General features: G+C 62.5%; 22 protein-coding genes and 1 tRNA gene. 9 read left to right on the top strand and 14 right to left on the bottom strand.

Annotated elements, in window-relative coordinates; all coding sequences use genetic code 11:
* Positions 1-7: 7 nt before the first annotated feature.
* The gene (rodA, locus tag ACQ5J0_RS13830) at positions 8-1,123 is read left to right on the top strand and encodes a rod shape-determining protein RodA (RefSeq protein WP_462568136.1); all 1,116 of its coding nucleotides are present in this window, start codon (positions 8-10) and stop codon (positions 1,121-1,123) included.
* Positions 1,124-1,144: 21 nt separating this feature from the next.
* Here the strand turns inward: rodA and ACQ5J0_RS13835 are convergent, their stop codons facing one another.
* Positions 1,145-1,852 (bottom strand): helix-turn-helix transcriptional regulator, encoded by a 708-nt coding sequence (locus tag ACQ5J0_RS13835; protein ID WP_462568137.1) that lies wholly within the window; start codon positions 1,850-1,852, stop codon positions 1,145-1,147.
* Positions 1,853-2,060: 208 nt separating this feature from the next.
* Here ACQ5J0_RS13835 and ACQ5J0_RS13840 point away from each other — a divergent pair, with 208 nt between their 5' ends.
* Together ACQ5J0_RS13840 and ACQ5J0_RS13845 are read left to right on the top strand one after the other, a co-directional pair.
* On the top strand, positions 2,061-2,393 hold the full coding sequence (locus ACQ5J0_RS13840) for a hypothetical protein (RefSeq protein ID WP_462568138.1): 333 nt from the start codon (positions 2,061-2,063) through the stop codon (positions 2,391-2,393).
* 84 nt (positions 2,394-2,477) lie between these two features.
* A tRNA-Lys gene (locus ACQ5J0_RS13845) sits at positions 2,478-2,553 on the top strand.
* 58 nt (positions 2,554-2,611) lie between these two features.
* Here ACQ5J0_RS13845 and ACQ5J0_RS13850 read toward each other — a convergent pair.
* The 7 genes from ACQ5J0_RS13850 to ACQ5J0_RS13880 form a co-directional block, all read right to left on the bottom strand.
* On the bottom strand, positions 2,612-3,697 hold the full coding sequence (locus tag ACQ5J0_RS13850) for a tyrosine-type recombinase/integrase (RefSeq protein WP_462568139.1): 1,086 nt from the start codon (positions 3,695-3,697) through the stop codon (positions 2,612-2,614).
* A 167-nt stretch (positions 3,698-3,864) separates the two neighbouring features.
* Positions 3,865-4,194, bottom strand: coding sequence for a DUF2190 family protein (locus tag ACQ5J0_RS13855; protein ID WP_462568140.1), 330 nt, complete (start codon positions 4,192-4,194; stop codon positions 3,865-3,867).
* Between the two features lie 3 nt (positions 4,195-4,197).
* Positions 4,198-4,428 carry a phage head-tail joining protein gene (locus ACQ5J0_RS13860; RefSeq protein ID WP_462568141.1) on the bottom strand — a complete coding sequence of 77 codons (231 nt, stop codon included), beginning with the start codon at positions 4,426-4,428 and terminating at the stop codon, positions 4,198-4,200.
* Positions 4,418-6,217 (bottom strand): prohead protease/major capsid protein fusion protein, encoded by a 1,800-nt coding sequence (locus tag ACQ5J0_RS13865; RefSeq protein WP_462568142.1) that lies wholly within the window; start codon positions 6,215-6,217, stop codon positions 4,418-4,420. Before ACQ5J0_RS13865 ends, ACQ5J0_RS13860 begins: the two co-directional genes overlap by 11 nt.
* Positions 6,218-6,454: a hypothetical protein gene (locus ACQ5J0_RS13870; RefSeq protein ID WP_462568143.1), complete on the bottom strand. Its 237-nt coding sequence runs from the start codon at positions 6,452-6,454 to the stop codon at positions 6,218-6,220.
* A complete protein-coding gene (locus ACQ5J0_RS13875) occupies positions 6,447-7,901 on the bottom strand; it encodes a phage portal protein (protein ID WP_462568144.1) in 1,455 nt (484 codons plus the stop codon). Before ACQ5J0_RS13875 ends, ACQ5J0_RS13870 begins: the two co-directional genes overlap by 8 nt.
* On the bottom strand, positions 7,864-8,382 hold the full coding sequence (locus tag ACQ5J0_RS13880) for a hypothetical protein (RefSeq protein ID WP_462568145.1): 519 nt from the start codon (positions 8,380-8,382) through the stop codon (positions 7,864-7,866). Before ACQ5J0_RS13880 ends, ACQ5J0_RS13875 begins: the two co-directional genes overlap by 38 nt.
* 298 nt (positions 8,383-8,680) lie before the next feature.
* Between ACQ5J0_RS13880 and ACQ5J0_RS13885 the strand changes: the two genes are divergently transcribed.
* Positions 8,681-9,064, top strand: coding sequence for a hypothetical protein (locus ACQ5J0_RS13885; protein WP_462568146.1), 384 nt, complete (start codon positions 8,681-8,683; stop codon positions 9,062-9,064).
* A gap of 90 nt (positions 9,065-9,154) precedes the next feature.
* Positions 9,155-9,724: a hypothetical protein gene (locus ACQ5J0_RS13890; protein WP_462568148.1), complete on the top strand. Its 570-nt coding sequence runs from the start codon at positions 9,155-9,157 to the stop codon at positions 9,722-9,724.
* On the opposite strand, the gene ACQ5J0_RS13895 is transcribed toward ACQ5J0_RS13890, so the two are convergent.
* The 3 genes from ACQ5J0_RS13895 to ACQ5J0_RS13905 all read right to left on the bottom strand — a co-directional run bounded on the left by ACQ5J0_RS13895 (position 9,681) and on the right by ACQ5J0_RS13905 (position 14,080).
* Complete coding sequence (locus ACQ5J0_RS13895) at positions 9,681-11,462, bottom strand: phage terminase large subunit family protein (RefSeq protein WP_462568149.1); 1,782 nt, start codon at positions 11,460-11,462, stop codon at positions 9,681-9,683. The two genes, ACQ5J0_RS13890 and ACQ5J0_RS13895, sit on opposite strands and share 44 nt — an antisense overlap.
* A complete protein-coding gene (locus ACQ5J0_RS13900; RefSeq protein ID WP_462568150.1) occupies positions 11,452-11,916 on the bottom strand; it encodes a hypothetical protein in 465 nt (154 codons plus the stop codon). Before ACQ5J0_RS13900 ends, ACQ5J0_RS13895 begins: the two co-directional genes overlap by 11 nt.
* 226 nt (positions 11,917-12,142) lie before the next feature.
* Positions 12,143-14,080 carry an AAA family ATPase gene (locus tag ACQ5J0_RS13905; protein ID WP_462568151.1) on the bottom strand — a complete coding sequence of 646 codons (1,938 nt, stop codon included), beginning with the start codon at positions 14,078-14,080 and terminating at the stop codon, positions 12,143-12,145.
* A 1,058-nt stretch (positions 14,081-15,138) separates the two neighbouring features.
* Here ACQ5J0_RS13905 and ACQ5J0_RS13910 point away from each other — a divergent pair.
* From ACQ5J0_RS13910 to ACQ5J0_RS13925, 4 genes are read left to right on the top strand one after another with little or no spacing between them, the layout of a single operon-like run.
* Entirely contained in the window at positions 15,139-15,711 is a 573-nt protein-coding gene (locus ACQ5J0_RS13910) for a glycosyltransferase family 2 protein (RefSeq protein WP_462568152.1), read from the top strand.
* On the top strand, positions 15,657-16,124 hold the full coding sequence (locus ACQ5J0_RS13915; protein ID WP_462568153.1) for a hypothetical protein: 468 nt from the start codon (positions 15,657-15,659) through the stop codon (positions 16,122-16,124). Before ACQ5J0_RS13910 ends, ACQ5J0_RS13915 begins: the two co-directional genes overlap by 55 nt.
* A 1-nt stretch (position 16,125) precedes the next feature.
* Positions 16,126-16,860: a class I SAM-dependent methyltransferase gene (locus ACQ5J0_RS13920; RefSeq protein ID WP_462568154.1), complete on the top strand. Its 735-nt coding sequence runs from the start codon at positions 16,126-16,128 to the stop codon at positions 16,858-16,860.
* A gap of 7 nt (positions 16,861-16,867) precedes the next feature.
* Positions 16,868-17,251, top strand: coding sequence for a GtrA family protein (locus ACQ5J0_RS13925; RefSeq protein WP_462568155.1), 384 nt, complete (start codon positions 16,868-16,870; stop codon positions 17,249-17,251).
* A 12-nt stretch (positions 17,252-17,263) separates the two neighbouring features.
* On the opposite strand, the gene ACQ5J0_RS13930 is transcribed toward ACQ5J0_RS13925, so the two are convergent.
* From ACQ5J0_RS13930 to ACQ5J0_RS13940, 3 genes are all read right to left on the bottom strand, one after another.
* Complete coding sequence (locus ACQ5J0_RS13930; protein ID WP_462568157.1) at positions 17,264-17,416, bottom strand: hypothetical protein; 153 nt, start codon at positions 17,414-17,416, stop codon at positions 17,264-17,266.
* Between the two features lie 87 nt (positions 17,417-17,503).
* Entirely contained in the window at positions 17,504-17,803 is a 300-nt protein-coding gene (locus ACQ5J0_RS13935) for a hypothetical protein (protein ID WP_462568158.1), read from the bottom strand.
* Positions 17,804-17,890: 87 nt separating this feature from the next.
* Positions 17,891-19,084, bottom strand: a complete 1,194-nt coding sequence (locus ACQ5J0_RS13940; protein WP_462568160.1) for a glycosyltransferase family 87 protein — start codon at positions 19,082-19,084, stop codon at positions 17,891-17,893.
* Between the last annotated feature and the right edge of the window lie 80 nt (positions 19,085-19,164).

Here is a 19,164-nt window from a genome sequence, read left to right on the forward strand (position 1 = left end):
GCGCCCGATGAGCATCGTTCCCGCCCCGGTCGCGCGGCAGCCCTGGGGCATGCTGTTCCCGCTGTTCACCCTGATCGTCTTCGGCGCGCTGGTTCTCTATTCGGCGGCGGGCGGTAGCTGGGAGCCCTATGCGGCGTCGCATCTGGTCCGCTTCGGCGTGTTCCTGGTGATGGCGATCGTCATGACGCTGTTCTCGGCCAATCTGGTCAAGTTCGCCGCCTATCCGGTCTATGTCCTAGTTCTGCTGCTGCTGATGCTGGTCGAGGCGATGGGGCAGATCAACGGCGGCAGCCAGCGCTGGCTCAATCTGGGCTTCATGCAATTGCAGCCTTCCGAGCTGATGAAACCCGCCATCGTCCTCGCGCTCGCGCGCTTCTACAGCGACCTGCCCGTGGGCATGACCTCGACCTGGCGCGCGCTGGTGCCCGCAGGCGTGCTGATCGGGCTCCCGGTCGCGCTGGTGCTGGTGCAACCCGATCTTGGTACCTCGCTCGCCATCCTGTTCGGTGGCGGCGTGGTGATGTTCCTCGCCGGCCTCCCGATGCGCTGGTTCGCCATCCTCGGCGCCGCCGGCGCGGTGCTCGCGCCGCTCGCCTTCTTTTTTGGCTTGAAGCCCTATCAGCAGCGCCGCGTGACGACGCTGCTCGACCCGGCGAGCGATCCCCTGGGCGCGGGCTATCACATCACCCAGTCGAAGATCGCGATCGGATCGGGCGGGCTGACCGGCAAGGGGTTCAACGAGGGCTCGCAAAGCCATCTGCAATATCTCCCCGAACCGCACACCGATTTTGTCTTTGCGAGCATGGCGGAAGAATGGGGCTTCGTCGGCGGACTGGTGGTGCTCGTGTGCTTCGCGCTGATCCTGCGCTGGGGCCTGCTGGTGGCGCGGCGTTCCAACGACCGTTTCGGCAAGCTGGTCGCCGGAGGCATGGCCGCCACGATCTTCTTCTATGTGGCGGTCAATCTGCTGATGGTGATGGGCTTCGCCCCGGTCGTGGGCATCCCCCTGCCCTTCATGAGCCACGGCGGTTCCTCGATGCTGACCAATATGATCTGCATCGGCACGCTGATGATGGTCAATCGCTGGAACAGCCGTCAGGGCAGTTCGGGCCTGACGCGCTAGCTGCGTAGTCGGAGTGGCGCGCTAGAGGTAGATCAGCCGCAGCCCTTTGACCACCGCCGCGATCCGGTCGCGCGCCTCGAGCTTGTCGTAGATTCGGGTGATATAGGTCTTCACGGTATCGGGCGAGAGATCGAGGATGGTCGCGATATCGGTGCGCGACTTGCCATGCGCTAGCCATTGCAGCACCTCCGCCTCGCGCTCGGACAGGCTGGCTTTGCGCTTGTCCTGGTCGAGCAGATTGCAGACGCGCGTCTGCGCGGCCCGCGTCAGCGCCTTGATCAGCGAAATATGCTCGGCGGGAACCTCCTCCAGCGGGATGCCCCAGTCGAAGCTGGCATAGGCATCGCGGTCGTTGGGCCCGAAGAGCGGCAGACCGACCCCGTGGATGAGCCCGAAACGCTCCGATGCCTCGAAATAGGCCTCGGTCTCCGGCGTATTGGTGCCCATCTGCCGCGCTTCGCTCCAGGCCAGCATCGCGCCGTGGCGCAGGGTACGCTCGGGGATCGGGTCGTGGCGGCGAAATTCCTTGCGCTCGTAGAGCGCGACCCATTCGGGGTCGAACCCCGCGGCGTGAATCTGCGTGCGAGCGGACGTGGGTTCTTCGTAAATCGGCGAAAAGTGATAGCTGCGGCGAATGGCGCCGAGATCGCCGGCCACATCGCAGACGTAGCGAATGGTCTCGCCGATGCAGAACAGGTTCTCAACCTTGGTCAGAGGATCGACGCGCAATACTCCTTCGGATGAATTGCCGCGGGCCGACACGGTCTTGTCCCCCAACGGTCCGACAGCAAACTTGCGATAGATCGTATACATCTACCGCAGAACGATAAAGACGTACCCCCGATTCCGCGCCCTGTCTTCGGATCGTCCCCCATCATCGCAACATCATGGCGCCGCTTCGACGGCGCTTGTTGCAATTCGCGAACGAGGAACCGTCATGTTGCAGCAGCAAGCGCACTTCGCGCTCCCGGATTTTGCGCTCGAACGCCTGTCGCGTTCGGGAAAGCCCGAGACGTTCGGCAGCGCCGAGGACAAATGGCGCGTCCTGACGATCCTGTTCGGGCGCCAGAATCAGGGGCGAAAGACCGCTCTGCGCGACATTCACACATTGCTCGACATGCCGCAGCACGTCGCCTTCCGGCTGGTGCGCGGGCTCGAGATGGGCGGTTTGATCACCGTCGGGCCCAACCTCTACGACGCCTTCGCCGCCGAACTCGCGCTGACCGAGGAATGCTCGTCGCTGGTGACGCGGGTGCTTGCGAACGGCTGAGGCGCAATTGCCCCTTCCCATCGGGGAAATGGCCGCTATATGAGCCCCTCCCCGAGTCGGGGCGCCGATGAAAATCCGGCATGTGGACGCATAGCTCAGTTGGTAGAGCAGCTGACTCTTAATCAGCGGGTCCTTGGTTCGAGCCCAAGTGCGTCCACCATTCTTTTCATTGGCTTTTTTCCGGTTTCCAGTCAGACGCGCCACCCTCAGTTGGGCGGTCAGTTGGGAGCTTTCCCCCTGTTTTCGAGCTTCCGAATGGCGCTTGCCGCCAGCCCGGAATCACGTTTCAGATAGTGCGCGTCGAGTATTGCGCCGACATCCTTGAGGGCGTGTCCCGTGATCGTCGCGATCTCCGCTTCGCTGCACTCAGCCAGCGCCAGCCGGGTCACGGCGGTCCCGCGCAGATCGTGGAACGTGACGCCCACGACGCCCGCCTTCGCGCAAGCCTTGCGCCATGATGCCCGGAAGCCGGACTCCGTCCACGTCGTCCCGCCCTCAGTCGCTAGAATGGTCAGCGGAAGCGGTTTCGTGTCCTTGGGGGCCCGGTTCGACCGCTTCGCCTTTGCCGCGTCCAGAGCGGCCCGGAGAGGCGCGCCAGCCGGAATGATGACCCGCGCGCCAGTCTTGCGCTGCTTCAACCGAATATGCGTTCCGTCATAAGCGGACCATGTGAGCCGGAGGAGGTCGCCTTGCCGCTGCCCGGTCCAAAGCGCCAAGGTGAGCGCCAGATGCAAATGGTCCGGGGCCTTCGCATAGAAGGCGGCTTCGTCCACCTCAGTCCAGATATTCTCCGACCGGCTGGAGCGGTACAGGCGGCCCGGTCGCTCGCACGGATTCGACGGGACTAAGCCGCGATTGAACGCCCACGACAGGATGCGCGCAAGGACGCTGAAACGATAGTCTGCTTGCCGCCGCGACTTAGCGCCAATGCGGTCACGCCATGCGAGGAAATCCCCCCTCACCCGGCGGTCCTCCAGCGCGGCAAGCGGGAGGTCGCCAAACTCCTCCTCAATGGCGCGGATATGCTTTTTGTAGTCCTTGCGCGTCTTGTCCGCGAGGTCGAGGAAATCGGAGGATCGCTCGAACTTGTCGAGGATGGCGCGAAGCTGGTCCTTGGGCGCGGCCCGGCGCGATGCCACGGCGGCGTTATAGCTGGCGACGAACTCCGGGGAGCCAAGGTCGCCCTCCAACCGGGGGCCGCCTTTCCAAGCGTAATAATAGGTGACGGTTTCGCCGGACGCCAATTTCTTGGTGATCCGGTTAACCCCTTTAAGACGAACTCGCATGACGTTGCTTCCACTCATCATAAGGTGAGGCGGGGACTGGGGAGCATTTGGAAGTGAGAACCCGGATAGTTCCGTCCGGGGCGGTCTCGACGCCCGACACCTCAAGCCCGGCGGCTTGGACGGCTTTCACCGCCCGAGTCACGTCGGTCTGCTTGAAGGTGGCGGGCGTCCGGGCCATCGCTGCCTCAGAATGAACCGTTGAGGCGGACAGCGACATCCGCGCTAGGGTTCGCAGCGGCTTCAACCGCAACGCCTAGCTTCGTATTGCCACTGGCGGTTTTCGTGACCAGCGCGTTCGCAGAGTCCCAATAGACGGTATCGCCCGCCGCAATGGCGAGTGCCGACACCTTGGGCAGCCGGTAGACGCCGACAACGCTGAGAGCGAACGTGTCGCCGACTTCCGCATCCACGGCCGCCACGCCGATAATGCTGCCGACCGTGACGACGCCGCCGGAAACGATTTCCGATGCAGCGACAATATCGAGCGTGTCGCCCGTTTGAATGAAATTACGCATGGCTTAGATTCCTTTCGAGGTTCGGAAGCGGATGGTGGAGGGTCGCCGACCGGCGGTCATCGTCAGGATTTCCCGGTCAATGGCGGCCAAGGCAGCCGCCATCTCCCGGTCGGACGAATAAGTGACCTCCTCCCCGTTCTGGTCGCGGAAGGACCGGAGTCCATTCGCACGGGCCTCAAACAGAGCATCGCGCCACTTTTGGAGGTCGGCCAAGGATGCCATTTTACAGGTCATCCTCGCCCGGATTGAGGTAGGCTCCGCGCCAGTCGAGAGCGCCCGCGCCGAAATCCAGCACGACGCGCCATTCCCGGCCCAGCACGTCCCAGCCGTCGCGGCTGGCAAGCTGGGGACCGGGAGCGGACGACAGGTAGCCATAGGCGAGCGTCGGGACCTGAGCCGGGTCGGCGACCAGATACCACGAGCCTGCCGGAAGGCCCGGCTCCACGAGAAGCGTCAGCTTGCCCGCGAACGGGTTCTGTTCGCCGACCGTGGAGGCGTCCAGACTTGCCAGCAGTTGCTCGCCCACGGTTTCTAGATCGGCCGAAACCAGCAGGAAGCGAGGCGCGACATTGATCCGGGTTTCCCCGTCAATGCCGGTCTGCATCCGCATCGCCAGCCGGGCGGCCGAAAGCTCGCCCACGGCGGGGACAGCGCCAGCGGCGGCAAGATTGCCGTGATCCGCATGGAACAGGGCCTTGCCGTCGCTCATGGTGACGCCGCGTCCCGCGTTGGCTAGAAGGACCGACAGCAGAAGTTCCCGCTCTGTGTTCGCCGCCGCGCTCCCGGCATTGCGGGCGAAATCGCCCAGGACGCCGAAGTTGTCATTCACGAGTACCTGCCGGGTGAGCGCAAAGATGCTGGCGTAAGTGTCCAGCTTGAACTTCTCGCCAGCCTCGCCAATCGTAGCGTGTTTGATCTCACCGGACTCCGGCACCTTCTTGAGGGTCGGGAGTCCGCCGACGCGGAGCGCGGTCATATCCCGGAAATCGGGAATATTGACCTGCCGTCCGATGCTCTTGAGCGGCGTTCCGGCATCGCGATAGGCCGCCAGCACGATGTGATTGCCAGCGGAATCCATGACCAGAGGGAAGTCGCTGGTCGAGTTCATGCCCACGCCAATGCTGCGCGTGATAAGCGAGTCCACGTTCAGCGCAGAGACGTTGCGTTCGCCGCTGCGAGTGAGGCTGACGCGCATCCCGCCATGGAGACCGAGGCCCATATACTGGCGCGCGCCCTCGCTAGGCTCGGTGCCCAGATATTCCGCTGCCAAGGCCTCAGCCTGAAACCCGCGCTGGATTGCCGGATCGTCGCCCGACGCGCCGACGCGAATGGTGGCGGCCGGGGCATTGCGCTCCCGACGCTGCTGTAGAGCCAGACTCCGGGTTTCCTGCTGACTGAACCCGGCGGTCGTGACATCCACCACGAATTGATCCGGGTCGCTGACGTTGGCGGCCCGTGCAATCACGGTCGCTTGCTCTCGTGTGACGGTCTCCGGCTGGTCGGAAATCATTTCCGGCTGGCCCGTCACGGTCGCTTCATTTTCTTCCATCGTTATGCTCCTCACATGGGCGTTGGCGTCTGCGGGAACGGCAACAAGGGAAAGTTCAAGGGGCCGCCATTTGACGGCGGTGCGGGTGCGGCGGCCCTTCGCGTCGCGGCCTTCGCTCCATTCGCTGACATCGTAGCCGGGGCTGATTCCGGTCACGTCGCCGCGCGCGACGGCGGCTTGCACTGTCGGGTCCGTGATGATGACACTCGCCATCAGTTGTCCCGGCTCAAACCACCAGCGGTCCACACGGCCCTTCACGTCATTGAGGCTAGTCTGCCGGTGCTGGTCCAGAACCGGAGTATGGCGCTGGAACTCGATATGGTCCGGCCCGACTGCCAACATCTCCATAAAGCCGTTGCGCTGAACGGGCGCGCCGGTCGTCACCACCACGTCAACCGTTCCGGTCTCCGGGTCGAATGTCTGCGGCACAAACCGCATGGTCGGCGCGTGTCGGGTTTGAAGTTCGGTCGTCATTTACAGGCCCCCAGATTCGTCGGGTTCGGGCAGCGGATCGACGCCGCGCGGCTTCCGCGCCAGTTTGTGTGTTCGGGCGTCGGCGGCTTCCACGCGCTCTTTGGCGTCGGGATGCTTTTCGAGTAGCTCCGCGATCAAAGGTGCCAGCGGCCCGATATGGGTGATGACGGGGATGCGAGCCGTGCCGGTCACGGCCGGTTCGATACGGATCGAATAGGCGGGCGGATACTCACGCATCGGACGGCTCCCGCGCTTCGCCAAACGATAAGCCCAGTTCGCTTTCGCGCTCCCGGTCGGCAGCGATTTCCGCGTCCAGATCGTCGATAGCCCAGCCGCGCTCCGCGACTTTCTGGCGACGGCTGGCAAGCCCGGCCTCAAGTTCGGCGACATCGGCCGCGATGTCCTTCGCCGGATCGACTTGGAGCGGCTTGGGCATGATCCAATCGCACGACAGATACGCGGCTAGGTTTGTCTCGAAATCGGGCGCGTCTATGCGGCCTGCCAGAATCTCGCTTGTGATTGCACGTCGCCAGACCGGGCCGAGTAGCTGGGGCACGAGCGTATGATATTGGAACGCCTCAATTCGCCGCCGGAAGGGCAGCAGCGAGGCACGCATACTGGAATAGTTCGCGTTGCTGAGGTCCCCGTCCACCATGAACGCGGGCAGCCCCATGCCAGCGGCAAGCGCCCGGATTTGCGATTTCAGCAAATCGGCGACGGCTTGGCTCTGCTGCGGCGATGAGAACGTGACGTGCTGCCCGCCTTTGAGGCGGATAAGCGTTCCCGGCTCCAGTGAAGGCTGGGCTTCGCCGCCGAACGGATCGTCCCCGACTCCAAGGTCGTTTTCGTCCGTCACCACCCCGCAGAACATCGCTGCAACGGTTGCGCTCATCCCCAGCGCGTCCGTCAGCTTGTCCAGTTCGCCCGCCCTTAGGATAATCGGCGCAGTCCAAGGGACGCCTCGCATCTGTCCGGGGAACAAGGGGCGGAATACGTGCAACACGTCATCGGCGGGTACGCGGACGGGCGGTGCCCAGCCGAACGTATCGCCAAGGCGGCCGGGTGAAATGTGATAGTAGGTGCGGCGACCGGAGGAATCCGTTTCCACGCCTTGCACAATTTGCGAGCCGTTGCCCAGATCGCGGGTTAGCGAGCGATCCAGTTGCTCCACGTCCAGTTGGCGGAGGATGGTCCGGCCATCGTCCGTCTCGACGAACAGCGCCAGCGCCTCCCCTCGCACCACGACATCCTGAACGATGCTCGCTTGCTGCCCGTAGAAATCAGTTCGTCCGTCCGCGTCGGAACTTTCCGTCCAGCGGTCAAACCCCACGGTTAGCGCGGCGCGTGTTTCGGCATCCGGGTGACGAGGCGACGGGCGGGTTCCGCTGCCAACCGCTTCGCCGACGATGTTGCCGACCGCGTTATTCACCAGCGGGTCATTGGCGTACAGGTGCGAGGAGCGCGCTGTCAGCGTATAGCCCGCCGCTCCGACCTCGCCGTTGACGCGGCCGAAGGCTCCGGCACCAAAACCACGGCGGCCGCTAGTCGCGCCCTCAAACTGGCGCTGGAGAACGCCGCGCTGGGCTGCCCGCTCTTGTTTGGCGGTGCGGCTGAACAGCCGGTCAAAGATCGAGGGGCGCGCCATCTCAGTTGGCCTCATTCCCAGCAAATAGCGGCGCGACATGCTCGCTCAGCGGCACTATGGTCGTCACGTATCCGGGCATGAGGGCCGGGACCGGCAATGGCTTGCGCGAAAGAACGCCGCTCGGCTCTGCGAACGGCGACGTATAGAAATTGAAATACCAGTCCTCGCCTTCGCGGACCCGCTCTAGAACGCGCGCAAAGCGGTTGATCGTGGACTTGCCCGCCGGGCCTTTGTCCTCATGCGCCACGTTATCTAGGCAGCGATAGGCGGCCCTCAGTTCTTCATGAGGGACATAGCGGGAGTTCAGAACCAGAATGACGCTCGCGCGGGCCATGGCTTCGTCGTCGAACAGCGCCGTCCGTACCTCTCCCTCGCCGGTTCGCTCCGTCGGGATGATTGATTCCCGCTGGAGCAGCGTCCGAAGCTGGCGAGCGACGAAAGGCTCAGTATTGCGCCCAAGTTGATTAACGATATGCGCGGCAAGCTGCCCGACCGTCCTGCTTTCCATCGAATCCGTCATTTGCACCTCCATTTCCTCCGTCCTACGTGATTCGTAAGTTGTAAGTCAAGTGATTTGGCGTTATACGGTGATTCGTCGGGCGGGGAAGTCTGCGGGGACACGCCCTTTACCGACACAGCCGCGCTGGCGTTTCGTATCCGCTAGTGAGGTGTCTCCTGAGAGTGCCCCGCTGCCATGGGGTATCTCTGAAATGATGGGCCGGGCGGAGCCGTAGCTCTCCGTCCGGCCTTTCGTTTGTCTGGAAATCATTTCGGCCTTGCACTACCCTGTCTCTATTATTCAGGGGGGCCTCACGCCAATGCTTACTGCCGAACAGATTGCCGACGCAAAACAGGGGTTTCGTTACACTCATCCCGGCGACGTTCTGCACGAACACGATGACTGTATCCGCATGGCTTACGAATGGTTGGACGCCCAAAACGTCCGGGCAACGCCCAACAAGAAATTTCGCCCGCTAAAACACATCATCGAAAAATGGGGCGGTCGCTACGTCTCACAATCGGACGTGGAAGTCGCCGCCGCGATGCATCCACGCATCCGGGGCAAGTATCCCGATTTCAATTTGAGCGCCCGGCTGGTCCTCCCGTCTGACAAACGGCTGGAGGGCATCGGGGAGGCGCTGTCTCAAGGCTACCGGGAGCGGCTGGACCCAAAGACTTATGCAATACGGGAAGATGGGTGACGGTCGGGAGGGCCGCCACAGATGCTTAATGATCTACCATGGGCAGGCCTTCTCGCTGGGCTGGCGATCTTAGGTCTTTTCGCAACCGGCGTGACTCTATTTCAGGACTTCCCATGGGAAGCGTTGTCTACTCTCTTAGCAGGACTAGCTGCCGTCATCGGCGCAGTTTATATTGGCAAGCGCCAGCTTCGCATATCTGCGGGACAGAATGAGATTCTCACCCGGCAGGCCGATATAATGTCGATGCAAGTCGCCTTAGAAAACCTAAAGCTCCGCAGTGACCTGTTCGATAGACGCTTTAAGGTATTTAACGCCGCTCACGAATTTCTGTTCAACGCTTACAATGGCGAGGACATGCACGGCCACCCGTCGAGCGTTGCCTTCAAGAGAGCGCGTGATGAAGCCAAATTTCTGTTCGACCAGCAGGTGAGCGATGCGCTGGAGGAATTGCACAAGCACGGCTGGCAGTACCAAGGGCTGCAAAAATTCGTGAATGCGAACGCCGAACAGGGGCGAGGAGACCCGGAAAAAGACTTGGCGGCGGTTATAGAAGCACAAGCGCAGATAGGCCGCGATATGTCTGCTTTGCCGGGTATCTTTGAGCGGCATCTTACAATCAGCGATGTCGCCCCAACCATTCCGACCGAACCACGGGTTTGAGTATCGGCGGGAGCGCGGCGGGCGTCGAAAGCTCCTCCTCCCGGCGGTCCAGATTGGCCGTGACAAGGTGCCGGGCGGCAGTCGCGTAGACCACGCAGTCGAGAGCTTCCGCCCTCATTCCCGGTTTGCGTTCAAACCGGCGGACGGGCTGCCCGCGCACATAGCGGACGACGCGGCGCTCCGACGCCAGTTGCTCGTACCACGCCATCTCAAGGCTATCGCTGAATCGGATTGTCCGGCCCCGCGACAGGCGCGTCAAGATTTGCGATTTCAGGCCGTCCACGCCGATAAGGAACAGCTTGACGCCCTTGGCCTGCGACATGGCGATAGGTGGACGGGTGCCCGCCACGCCCTTGCCTGCCATCACTTTGCGGGCGAAACGGGGACGGCAAAAGGAATAAACGCGCTCGGTCCATCCGCCATCGCCGGAGTCGATGATAGCCGAGTCCAGGCGGAGCGTTCCGCCGCGCGGATGCGGCCACGTCGTTTTCAGCAGATCGTCCAGTTCCGCCCATGTGGAATCGTCGCCGGGACTGCCCCAGATGACGACATGCCCCAAGATCAGCGAAGCGTCCCGGCTCCATCCGATGAACGTGATTTCAAGGCGATCATCTTGCACGTCGATCCCGGCAGTCACAATCAGGACCTCCGGCGGGATGTTATCGAGGCCCCACGGCTCAGCGCGCGCGGCAAGTTCGCTTTCCTCCAGTTCGTCGGCAGCCTCCCTCCAGCCCTCCGCCAGAATCGTGTTGACGAACACCTGCAACGTGTCTGGATTCCCCTTGGCGGCAAGGAACTCCGCTGCCAGCTTGCCCCATGCCGCGTTCGCGTGGGGAGAAACCAGCGCGTTAATGCGGAATCCCGCGTGGCCTTGCACCTCCGGGCGTGTGGCGCGCCAGCGGCCCGCGTCGATCATGGCGGGCTTGTGGCGTTCGGAAATGATTTCCTCGCAATCTGGGCAGCGGAACGCCGCCGTCTCCGGCTGGTCCGGCTGCCACTCGATATGCGACCATTGGATTTCGGTGAACGTGCCGCACTCCGGGCACGGGACCTCAAACACGCGCTGGTCCGACTGGGCATAGGCGCGCAGGACATTGCTGGTCGCCTCTAGCGTGGGCGTCGATCCCATGATGATCTTGCGATTGGCGAAACTGAGCGTCCGGCGCTCCGCCAGCAGGACCGGACTACCCTCCGCTCCCGGTTCCATCGCGTCGGCTTCGTCGATCAGCAGGACGCGCACATTGTGACGGCGGAGGTTTCGGGGAGACTTTGCCGCAACGACTTTCAGGCTGCCTCCGGGGAAGCGCCGGGACAACAGCGTGTTCCGCCCGCCTTCCGCGCTATCGTCGCTCAGCAGCCCGGCGAGCGCGGGCGTGGCGGCGAAAATTGGCTCCATGTCGGATACCATGAAGTCCCGGCAATCGGCTTCCGTCGGCAATAGCAACAAGATCGGGGATGGCTCATTCGCGGCGAAGCTGCCCACGGTCGCTGTCAGCAGCGTAGAGAGACCCACGCGAACCGATTTCACTAGCGTCACGCGCTCAATCGTCGGGTCTGACATCGCGTCGGCAATATCGCGTTGGAACGCCCATAGCCGGACATCGCCGGGGAGTGCGGACACGTCATCCGGCAGCCGGAGATTCGATTGAATCCACCGGGACAACGGCAAGCGCGGCGGCGGCCTAAGCGCCGACAGGGCCTCCAGCCGAACCGGCAATATCGCACGTTCAAAGCCCATTATTTGCCGCCTCCTCAAGCGCGTCCCGGATTTCTCGGTCAATGATGTCCAGATCATGCGCCGACAGGTGCCCTAGCTGCTGCTGAATCCGGCTGGGCGCTGCCAGCATCCGCGAACGGACCAGCCGGAGGATCGAAGCCCATTCATCGGCGACCAGTTTGGCGGGCAGCATCTCGCGCCGGGTCGCCGCGTTCTGCATCTCCAGCTTATCGGCTTGCCCGCGCGCAATGCGTTCGCGCTGAGCGGTCAGGGTTGCCGTGCCACCACCACGTGCGGAAGCCGCCTCTCGGAAATGATGGCAAACGGCGCGAACGGATTCCTTGAGCGGAAACACGCCCCGCCCTGATCGCGTGATAATGCCACGGTGCGCGTAGTCGGCGACCGCGCGTTCCGACACGCCCAGCCAGTCGGCAAGCTCCAGTGCGCGGACCTGATCGTCTGAATCCTGAATCATTTATTTGTCCCGATTGAAATGCTGCGGCTCAGCGTCCCCCCAACGGCTCCCCGGTGAGAGGGACCCGCTGATTCAGACTTTGAGGATGTCGGAACGGTGGCCAGCATCGGGGGCGGGAATCCGGGAACGCCCCTAAAGGGGCGATTCCCGTTCCTTCCCGGCACACCGCCGCTATGCTCATCGGGAATAACCGGGAAATTCCCGGCGATTCCCGGTTGTTCCCGGCTCACTGGTCGCCCTCCTCGTCGTCTACCCATGACTGGAGGGGTTTCACCGCAACCCGGCCATCATCGCTGATCGTGATCCGCCCGGCATCGAACAGCTTGTTTCGGGCGATATTGAAGGTCCGCTTGCGGCTGTCCCGCTCATCCGACTGCGACACGCGCCGGGACTCTATGCAGGCGTCCCGCCATGTCTCCTCCAACACTGGAGCGTCGCCCGCCTCCAGTTCTTGCAGGATCGTCAGCGCCTCCCGTTGCGCGCGCGGCATGGGCTTCCCCCGTGGAACAGAGCCGGGGGCAAGCGGGGCAGCAACGGCAGCCGTCTCCGGGTCGCCGTCGTCATCCCTGCCTAGTTCCTCCGACGCCACGCGAAACGCTATATCGAGGTCGCAAGGGCCGTTCCGATTCTTGCTGAGCCTGCCCCGGATAATGCCGTCACTATCGGGCGGGAGAAGCTGGACCGCGACATCAAGAGCGCCGTTGAGGACGCTATGCCCGCGCGGGGTCGATCCCTCCGCCTTCGTGCCATGGTGGATCATCACGACAGCCGCGCCATGCGCGGTCAATGAACGGGCGATGGCGACAACCTTGTTCATGGCCGCCGCGTCGTTCTCCTCCAGTTCGCGGAAGCTCATGGCGAGCGTGTCGAGAAATATCAGGGACGGGCGGCGCGCGTCGATCAACTCCAATAGCGCAGCAAGGTCCGGGCTATCGTCGTCCAGCAGATCGGACACGCCACCAATGACGCGAAAGTCCGGCTCATGCCCCATCTGTCCGACCAGTGCGGCAACGCGCCGCCTCATGCCGTGCGTGTCCTCTGGCGCGACATACAGGACCTTGCCCGGCTTCGTCCGCAACCCAAACACGGACTCTCCCCGTGCGACATGGTAGCCGAGATACGGCGCAATGGTGGATTTGCCGCCGCCGGGCGCTCCGAATATGCAACCGACATCGCCGGGGGCGATCAGCCGCTTGATGACATAGCCGCGCGGCGGTGCGTTCAGGCAATCCTCAGTCGTATATTCGACCAGCCGGGAAGGCTCCCGTGGCTCGGCGACCTTGGCGTTCCAGCCGTGTTCCTTCGCCATGGCGTAGAGCGTCGCAATGGCGACGGGCTTGCGATCAGCGCAGCCGAACGACGCCCAGTCCTCCCGCTGATCGCGTTGCCTGCCGTGTTCGGGGCTGTCCTTGCTCCAGTCGTTCCAGAGGTTGAATCCTTCGTCCCCGCCGCGAAACTCATGGTGCAATGCCATGCCCACGCGAAGCCACTGGTCCCGGTCGTCCCGGATCTCCGCCGGGAGCGCCGCCAGCGCGCTCTTGATCTTGTCGCGGTTCGGGGCTGCCCAGATGTCCAGATCGTCGCCGTCATCCGCAACGGGCGGAGAGGCCGGGGCACTCCCTCCAGCCGCTTGCGCCAGCTTCTCCGGGAACGTCGGCAACGCCACGCTCCCGACCGGCAAGCCCTCCGGCTCATATCGCCTTTCGCCCTTCCATGATCCGGGCGCGACGATGAATCCGCCGGTCGTTTTGATGTCGATCCCGTCGCCGATTTTGGAAGCGGAGTTCCGAAGGCGCGGGTCGTGCCCGAACAGCAGATGCCAGCCGCCGCTTGGCGTTCGCACTCTGACCGGCGACAAGGATTCCAGATCGGGGAATCCAAGCGCCGCCATGGCCGCCGGGCCGTCCTTCCCGTTCTTCGTATCGAGGTCCAGCGCCATGATGCCGTTGCGTTCGCCGGTCAGCAGCCCGACACGGGCGTCCGGCCATTCGCTCCACCACGCGGCGACGCTTTTGAAGTCGGCGGAGGCCGACTCCTGCCATCCCTTTATTGGCGTCCACTTCTCTCGGCCTTTGTCGTCCGGGCCACGGTAGCGAATAGGGAACACGGCAAGCCCGCGCTGGGCAAGGTCCAGAGCCGCGACCATGTTGGGCGGGACATCCATGAAATCGTCGCCGGGCGGCCCGCTGGAGCGCGTTTCGTCGCCGCTACCTGATACCGGCCCGCCGTGCGCCTTATCGCGCCCGTGGGGCTTCTCCGGGGACCGCCGGGCCTTGCCCCCGCGAGGGGGCTTGTCCGCCGCAAGTTCGCTTGCTCCGGGTCCGCCTGATTGGTATTCAGATACCGCTGGCGGCTTTCCTAGGGCATGGTCGTCGGTGGCACGTAGAGCGCCGTTCCGGGGACCATCCGGGACGGCGTTTTCGTGTCTAGGAACTTCCGAGACAGTTGGATTTCCGTTTGTAACCCTTTGATGTTCCACGGGTCGTTATTCCCTAAGTTGGGAAAAAAGCCGTTTAGAATCAAAGGCCCGTTGGGGACTCTTAATCAGCGGGTCCTTGGTTCGAACCCAAGTGCGTCCACCATTTTTTCCTAGGCGAAACCGCTAGTTACTCCGCGCTAGTTCGTGGCATTCGCTGCATGCACGTAAGAATTCACAGGTAAAGTGCGTAAGCTGGCACACAACTATACCGTCCCATCCACGGCGCGCGACGAACAACGAAACCTCCGTCATTTGGATGCGCATTTAATACCGAAAATTACTTCACTGACGCCGCACCGCCGTCCCTCTCAAAGAGTACGTCCGATAATGGATGGGAGGCTTCCAGTCCGCCTATAGAACGTTATGCCGTGTAACCGGATGTTTATCCGATCAGCCTGCTCGGCAGCACTGCGCCCCGACATGAGGCTTTCGAGCCTAGGCCAACATTGTAAGCTGCCCACCAATGCCGGGAAGTCGAGTGCTTTGGCTGACAGCCTTTCTCGCGCAGCGCCACTTCAGCCCCACCCCGAGGACAATCGTTGCCGCAGGCAGCAAGCTGGGCGAGCCAAGCGGCTGAACCCTTGGCTGGCAGTGCAAAATTGATGCACTTAGACCTTTGTTAACCACGGCTTGGCTGCCCGAAGCAAAGGATTGTGTGGTGCCGGTGATCCAGTCTGATGCGAGTGATCGCAGTGCGGCGAAGGCAGTCGGTCCGTCAGCTGCAATCCTGATGGGTGTGGGGCATGATTGAAGGTCTGACATTCCACACTCACGCTGTGCCTGCGGATCAACCGCTGATCTCTCTCCTAGTGCCGGTTTACAACGAAGAAGAATGCGTCGGCCATTTTGCAGCCGCGATCGAAACCGTGATCGCCGAGAGCTGGTCGGACGGCGCCCTCCCCCCTCGCTTCGAAATTGTCTTCGTGGATGATGGGAGCCGCGACGCCACCGCCGCAGTTGTCAGGGCGATGTGCCGTCTGGACCACCGGATAAAGCTTGTCTCTCTGACACGCAACTTCGGGAAGGAAGCGGCGCTCAGCGCAGGGCTGAGAGCGGCGACGGGCGATGCGGTGGTTCCTATGGACGTCGACCTGCAAGACCCGCCGGAACTGATCCGGCCAATGGTCGACCTGTGGCGGGCCGGCGCGCAGATTGTCAACGCTCAGCGGATCGACCGCAGTCAGGACACCTTTTTTAAACGCGCGACATCGCGATTGTTTTACAAGACCACGCCATCGCCGATCATCCCATCGCGGTCGACGTGGGCGATTTTCGCCTGCTCGATCGCTCCGCCGTCGCGGTGCTCAACGAGATGACCGAGCAGTGCCGCTTCAACAAGGGGCTGTTTTCGTGGATCGGGTTTCGCACCGAGACGGTCGAGTATACGCGGCCCTCTCGCCGGGCGGGTTCCACCAAGTGGCGTGTTTCGCGCCTTGTTGCGCTAGCGCTCGACGGGATAACCTCTTCGACGACATTGCCGCTGCGCGTGTGGACGGTGATCGGTGCGATCATCTCGGTCCTCGCTTTGGGATACGCCGCTTTCCTCCTTGCCTATACGATCATTTCGGGAGTCGACACGCCCGGTTATGCCTCGATCATGGTCGCCGTCCTGTTTCTTGGCGGGCTGAACCTTTTCAGCCTTGGCTTGATGGGAGAATATGTCGGACGGATCGCGGTCCAGGTGCGGGGCAGACCGCTATACATCGTGGCCGAAAAGGTCGGGTTCTGAGATGGAACTGGCCGCCTATCAGTCGCTTCGCGATTTGCAGGACCGCCACTGGTGGTTCGTCGGTCGCCGCCGGTTCGTCGCGCAGTTGATCAAGCGGTTCATCGCCTTGCCAACCAAGGCCCGGGTGCTCGAGGCCGGATGCGGCTATGGAGGCAATCTGGCAATGCTCGGCGAGCTGGGGGAAGTGCAAGCCTTCGAGTTCGACGATGACGCGCGGACGCACGCCGCTACGCTTTTGCGCCGGTCGGTGGCCTACGGCAGGCTCCCCGACGCGATCGGTTTTGAGGATGATCGGTTCGACCTGATCGCTATGCTCGATGTGCTTGAACACATCGACGATGATGTCGCGTCCCTACGCACGCTCGGAGACCGACTCGCCCCTGGTGGTACGCTGTTGCTGACCGTTCCTGCCGTGCCCTGGTTGTGGTCGGACCATGATGTGCTCCACCAACACAAGCGGCGCTACACGCGCGCGCTGTTGGTCGAGCGGCTTCATGGAGCCGGGTTCGAGGTGGCCAGGATAGGCTATTTCAACGCCCTTCTCTTTCCGCTGGCGCTGGCCCAGCGGCTGTTCGCGCGCTTCCTGGGCGGCGGCGGGGCCGATCATTCCGCACCGGCCGGATTCTTGAATGCAGTCCTGACCGCGATCTTCTCGCTGGAATGCAAATTTTTGGGCAGGGTGCCCTTTCCTATTGGCCTGTCGCTCTTCGCGGTGGCCCGCAACCGGCGAGCATAAATTGCCCTTGCTGCGCCAGCTCGCCTCATTTGGGGTGGTGGGAAGCTGCGCAACGCTGCTCCACGTTGCGGTGGCTTGGCTGCTGATTGAACAGGCCGCTTTGGACGGGTTTCTTGCCAATGCTTACGGTGCAGCGGCGGCATTTTCTGTTTCCTATCTCGGCAATGCCCGGATCACCTTCGCCACCGGAAGGGAGCCGTGGAGTGGTGCAGTCCGTTATCTGGGGGTCACACTGGTGAGTTTGGCACTGTCGACCGCGATCCTAGCCCTGACCCAGCGCTGCGGCATGCCAACCTACGCCTACGCCGTGATCGTAGTGGTGATCGTTCCGCCGGCGACGTTCCTGCTGGCCAAGTTCTGGGCTTTCCAGCAGCCGCGCCAGCAAGATTAGTCGGATAGCAGGTCAGGTCGCGTGCAACTGAGCGGCTGGATCGATTTCCGTTCGATCTGCTCGCACCCGCCGCCAGATCAGCGAGATAATCGCGATCGGTAGCAGCGGCGCGGGATTGAGAACTTCGTTCAAGACCCAGTTCCGCAAGGCGACCAGGAAGGGCATGCTCCACAGTGTGGCAAGAACTCGCGGGTCTTCGCCGCTGCGGGCCAACCATACGAACGACAAAACCAACACCACGGTATCCTAGAGCTAGATGCAGGGGGAGATGAGAGCCGAAGCGGCCGCCAGGATGGAGGGAGTCACCACAAGTAGAAGCGGCGGCGGGTAGGCGCACGGCATCAAACCTTCGAATTCAACCAGCGAGGCTAGAATCTGATTGTGACCTGCGGGGTCGAACGCGCTCACCGCATCCCCCGCGAGCGTGAGCTTGCCCGCAGCACAGAAGCTCATGAGACCCATCCGCCGCAGGCTCGTGACATTGGTGAACAGTGCCAGGGAAATGACAAAGCCGAAGCTCAGCGAGAAAACCTTGGCAGCGAGTAAGGCCAAACCGTCTCTGGCGCTCGATAGCATTCGGCGCGATCGCTTCTCGCGCTACTGGTCCCGCGCGTGATCAGAGCGACTAACAGTTCCCGATCAGGTGCGAAGACATATTGTGTCGGCTTCTGTCGGCACCGCCGCGTCGTGCCAGCGCGAAACGAGCTGCACGACGGCCCAGGCATAGACCGCAAGTAGGCCGACCAGGCTGACGGTGACGAACAAGCTCACTGCCCAGATCGCGGGCATGATCAGGTCCCTGATTCGCTCGAGCCGCAAGGCGGCCACGGCGGGCGCGAGCGCGGCGAGTTCATAGTTCATTGCGTAGGGACTCAGCAGTAGCGCGCCCCCTGCCAGCGTCACCAGCCGGATTCTCATGTCGCGTGTTTTGGCAAAGCTCAGCCAGGCAATTGGAATCACCACAAGCGCCGCGCATGCTGTGGCGAAATAGGGAGGGAGGCCCATGCGAACGAACATCGCATAGGGGGTGACAGCGTTTCGCAGCAGAGGCTCGAATTCGGTCACAAGCACCTTGAACGCCGGCAGAGCCGAAAGCCACGCGAGCCAAGCATCAAGACCGAACACCGCCAGCGACGCACCGCCAATGGCGGTGGCTGTTGCGCCCGCTGTCAGCAGGGCCCGCCAATAACCCCCTCCAGCCAAAGCGATCGGGGCAAGCAGCAAGAGCGGTGGCTTGATCATCGCCGCCATCGCGAAGAGCACACCTGCCCACCCCTCCTTTTGATCAAGTTGGGCCAACCCGAACAGGATCAGCGCCACGACCAGAATCGTCGGTTGACCAGCCAAGATTGCAAGCACCACCGGCGGTGCGACCAGCAGCAAGAGCGGCTGAGGCTTGAAAGGTCGCGCCGCGCGGGCGAACAGTGCAACCGAAAGCACGCTGAAGAGCAAAAACGCGGCGGGGAACGAAAGTGTCGACAATGGCGCAAAGAGCAAGAGGGCGCTGGGCGGATAGACGAACGGCCGATCCGATGTTGCCCCAACCAGCGGCACTTGGAGAGCCGAAACGAGCTCGGTATCATAGGCTAGACGCGGACTGGTCCAGGACAATTGCCCGCCGACCCAGAGCGGCGCCCAATCTGTCGCCGGTTTGAAGATACTGAAGAGGATCGCGTCAAGGAAAACAAAGAGCACGAGAAGCCCGATAACAATGGGCGACCATTTCTTTGGATTGAATGCGCGGGAGGAAAAGAATTGAAACGTTGGACAGTTCTCTCGCCCCTCACAATGGAAAAATCTCTTGAAACTCCAGTGCCTCTGGTCCTTCCGCATGGTATATGGTATGGTATAATTTCGTTAAGCCTTTCTAAAGCAGGCTTCTGGCGGCAATATATTTTACGGTTTCCCTCCAC

Source organism: Qipengyuania sp. SM2512, from assembly GCF_054954005.1.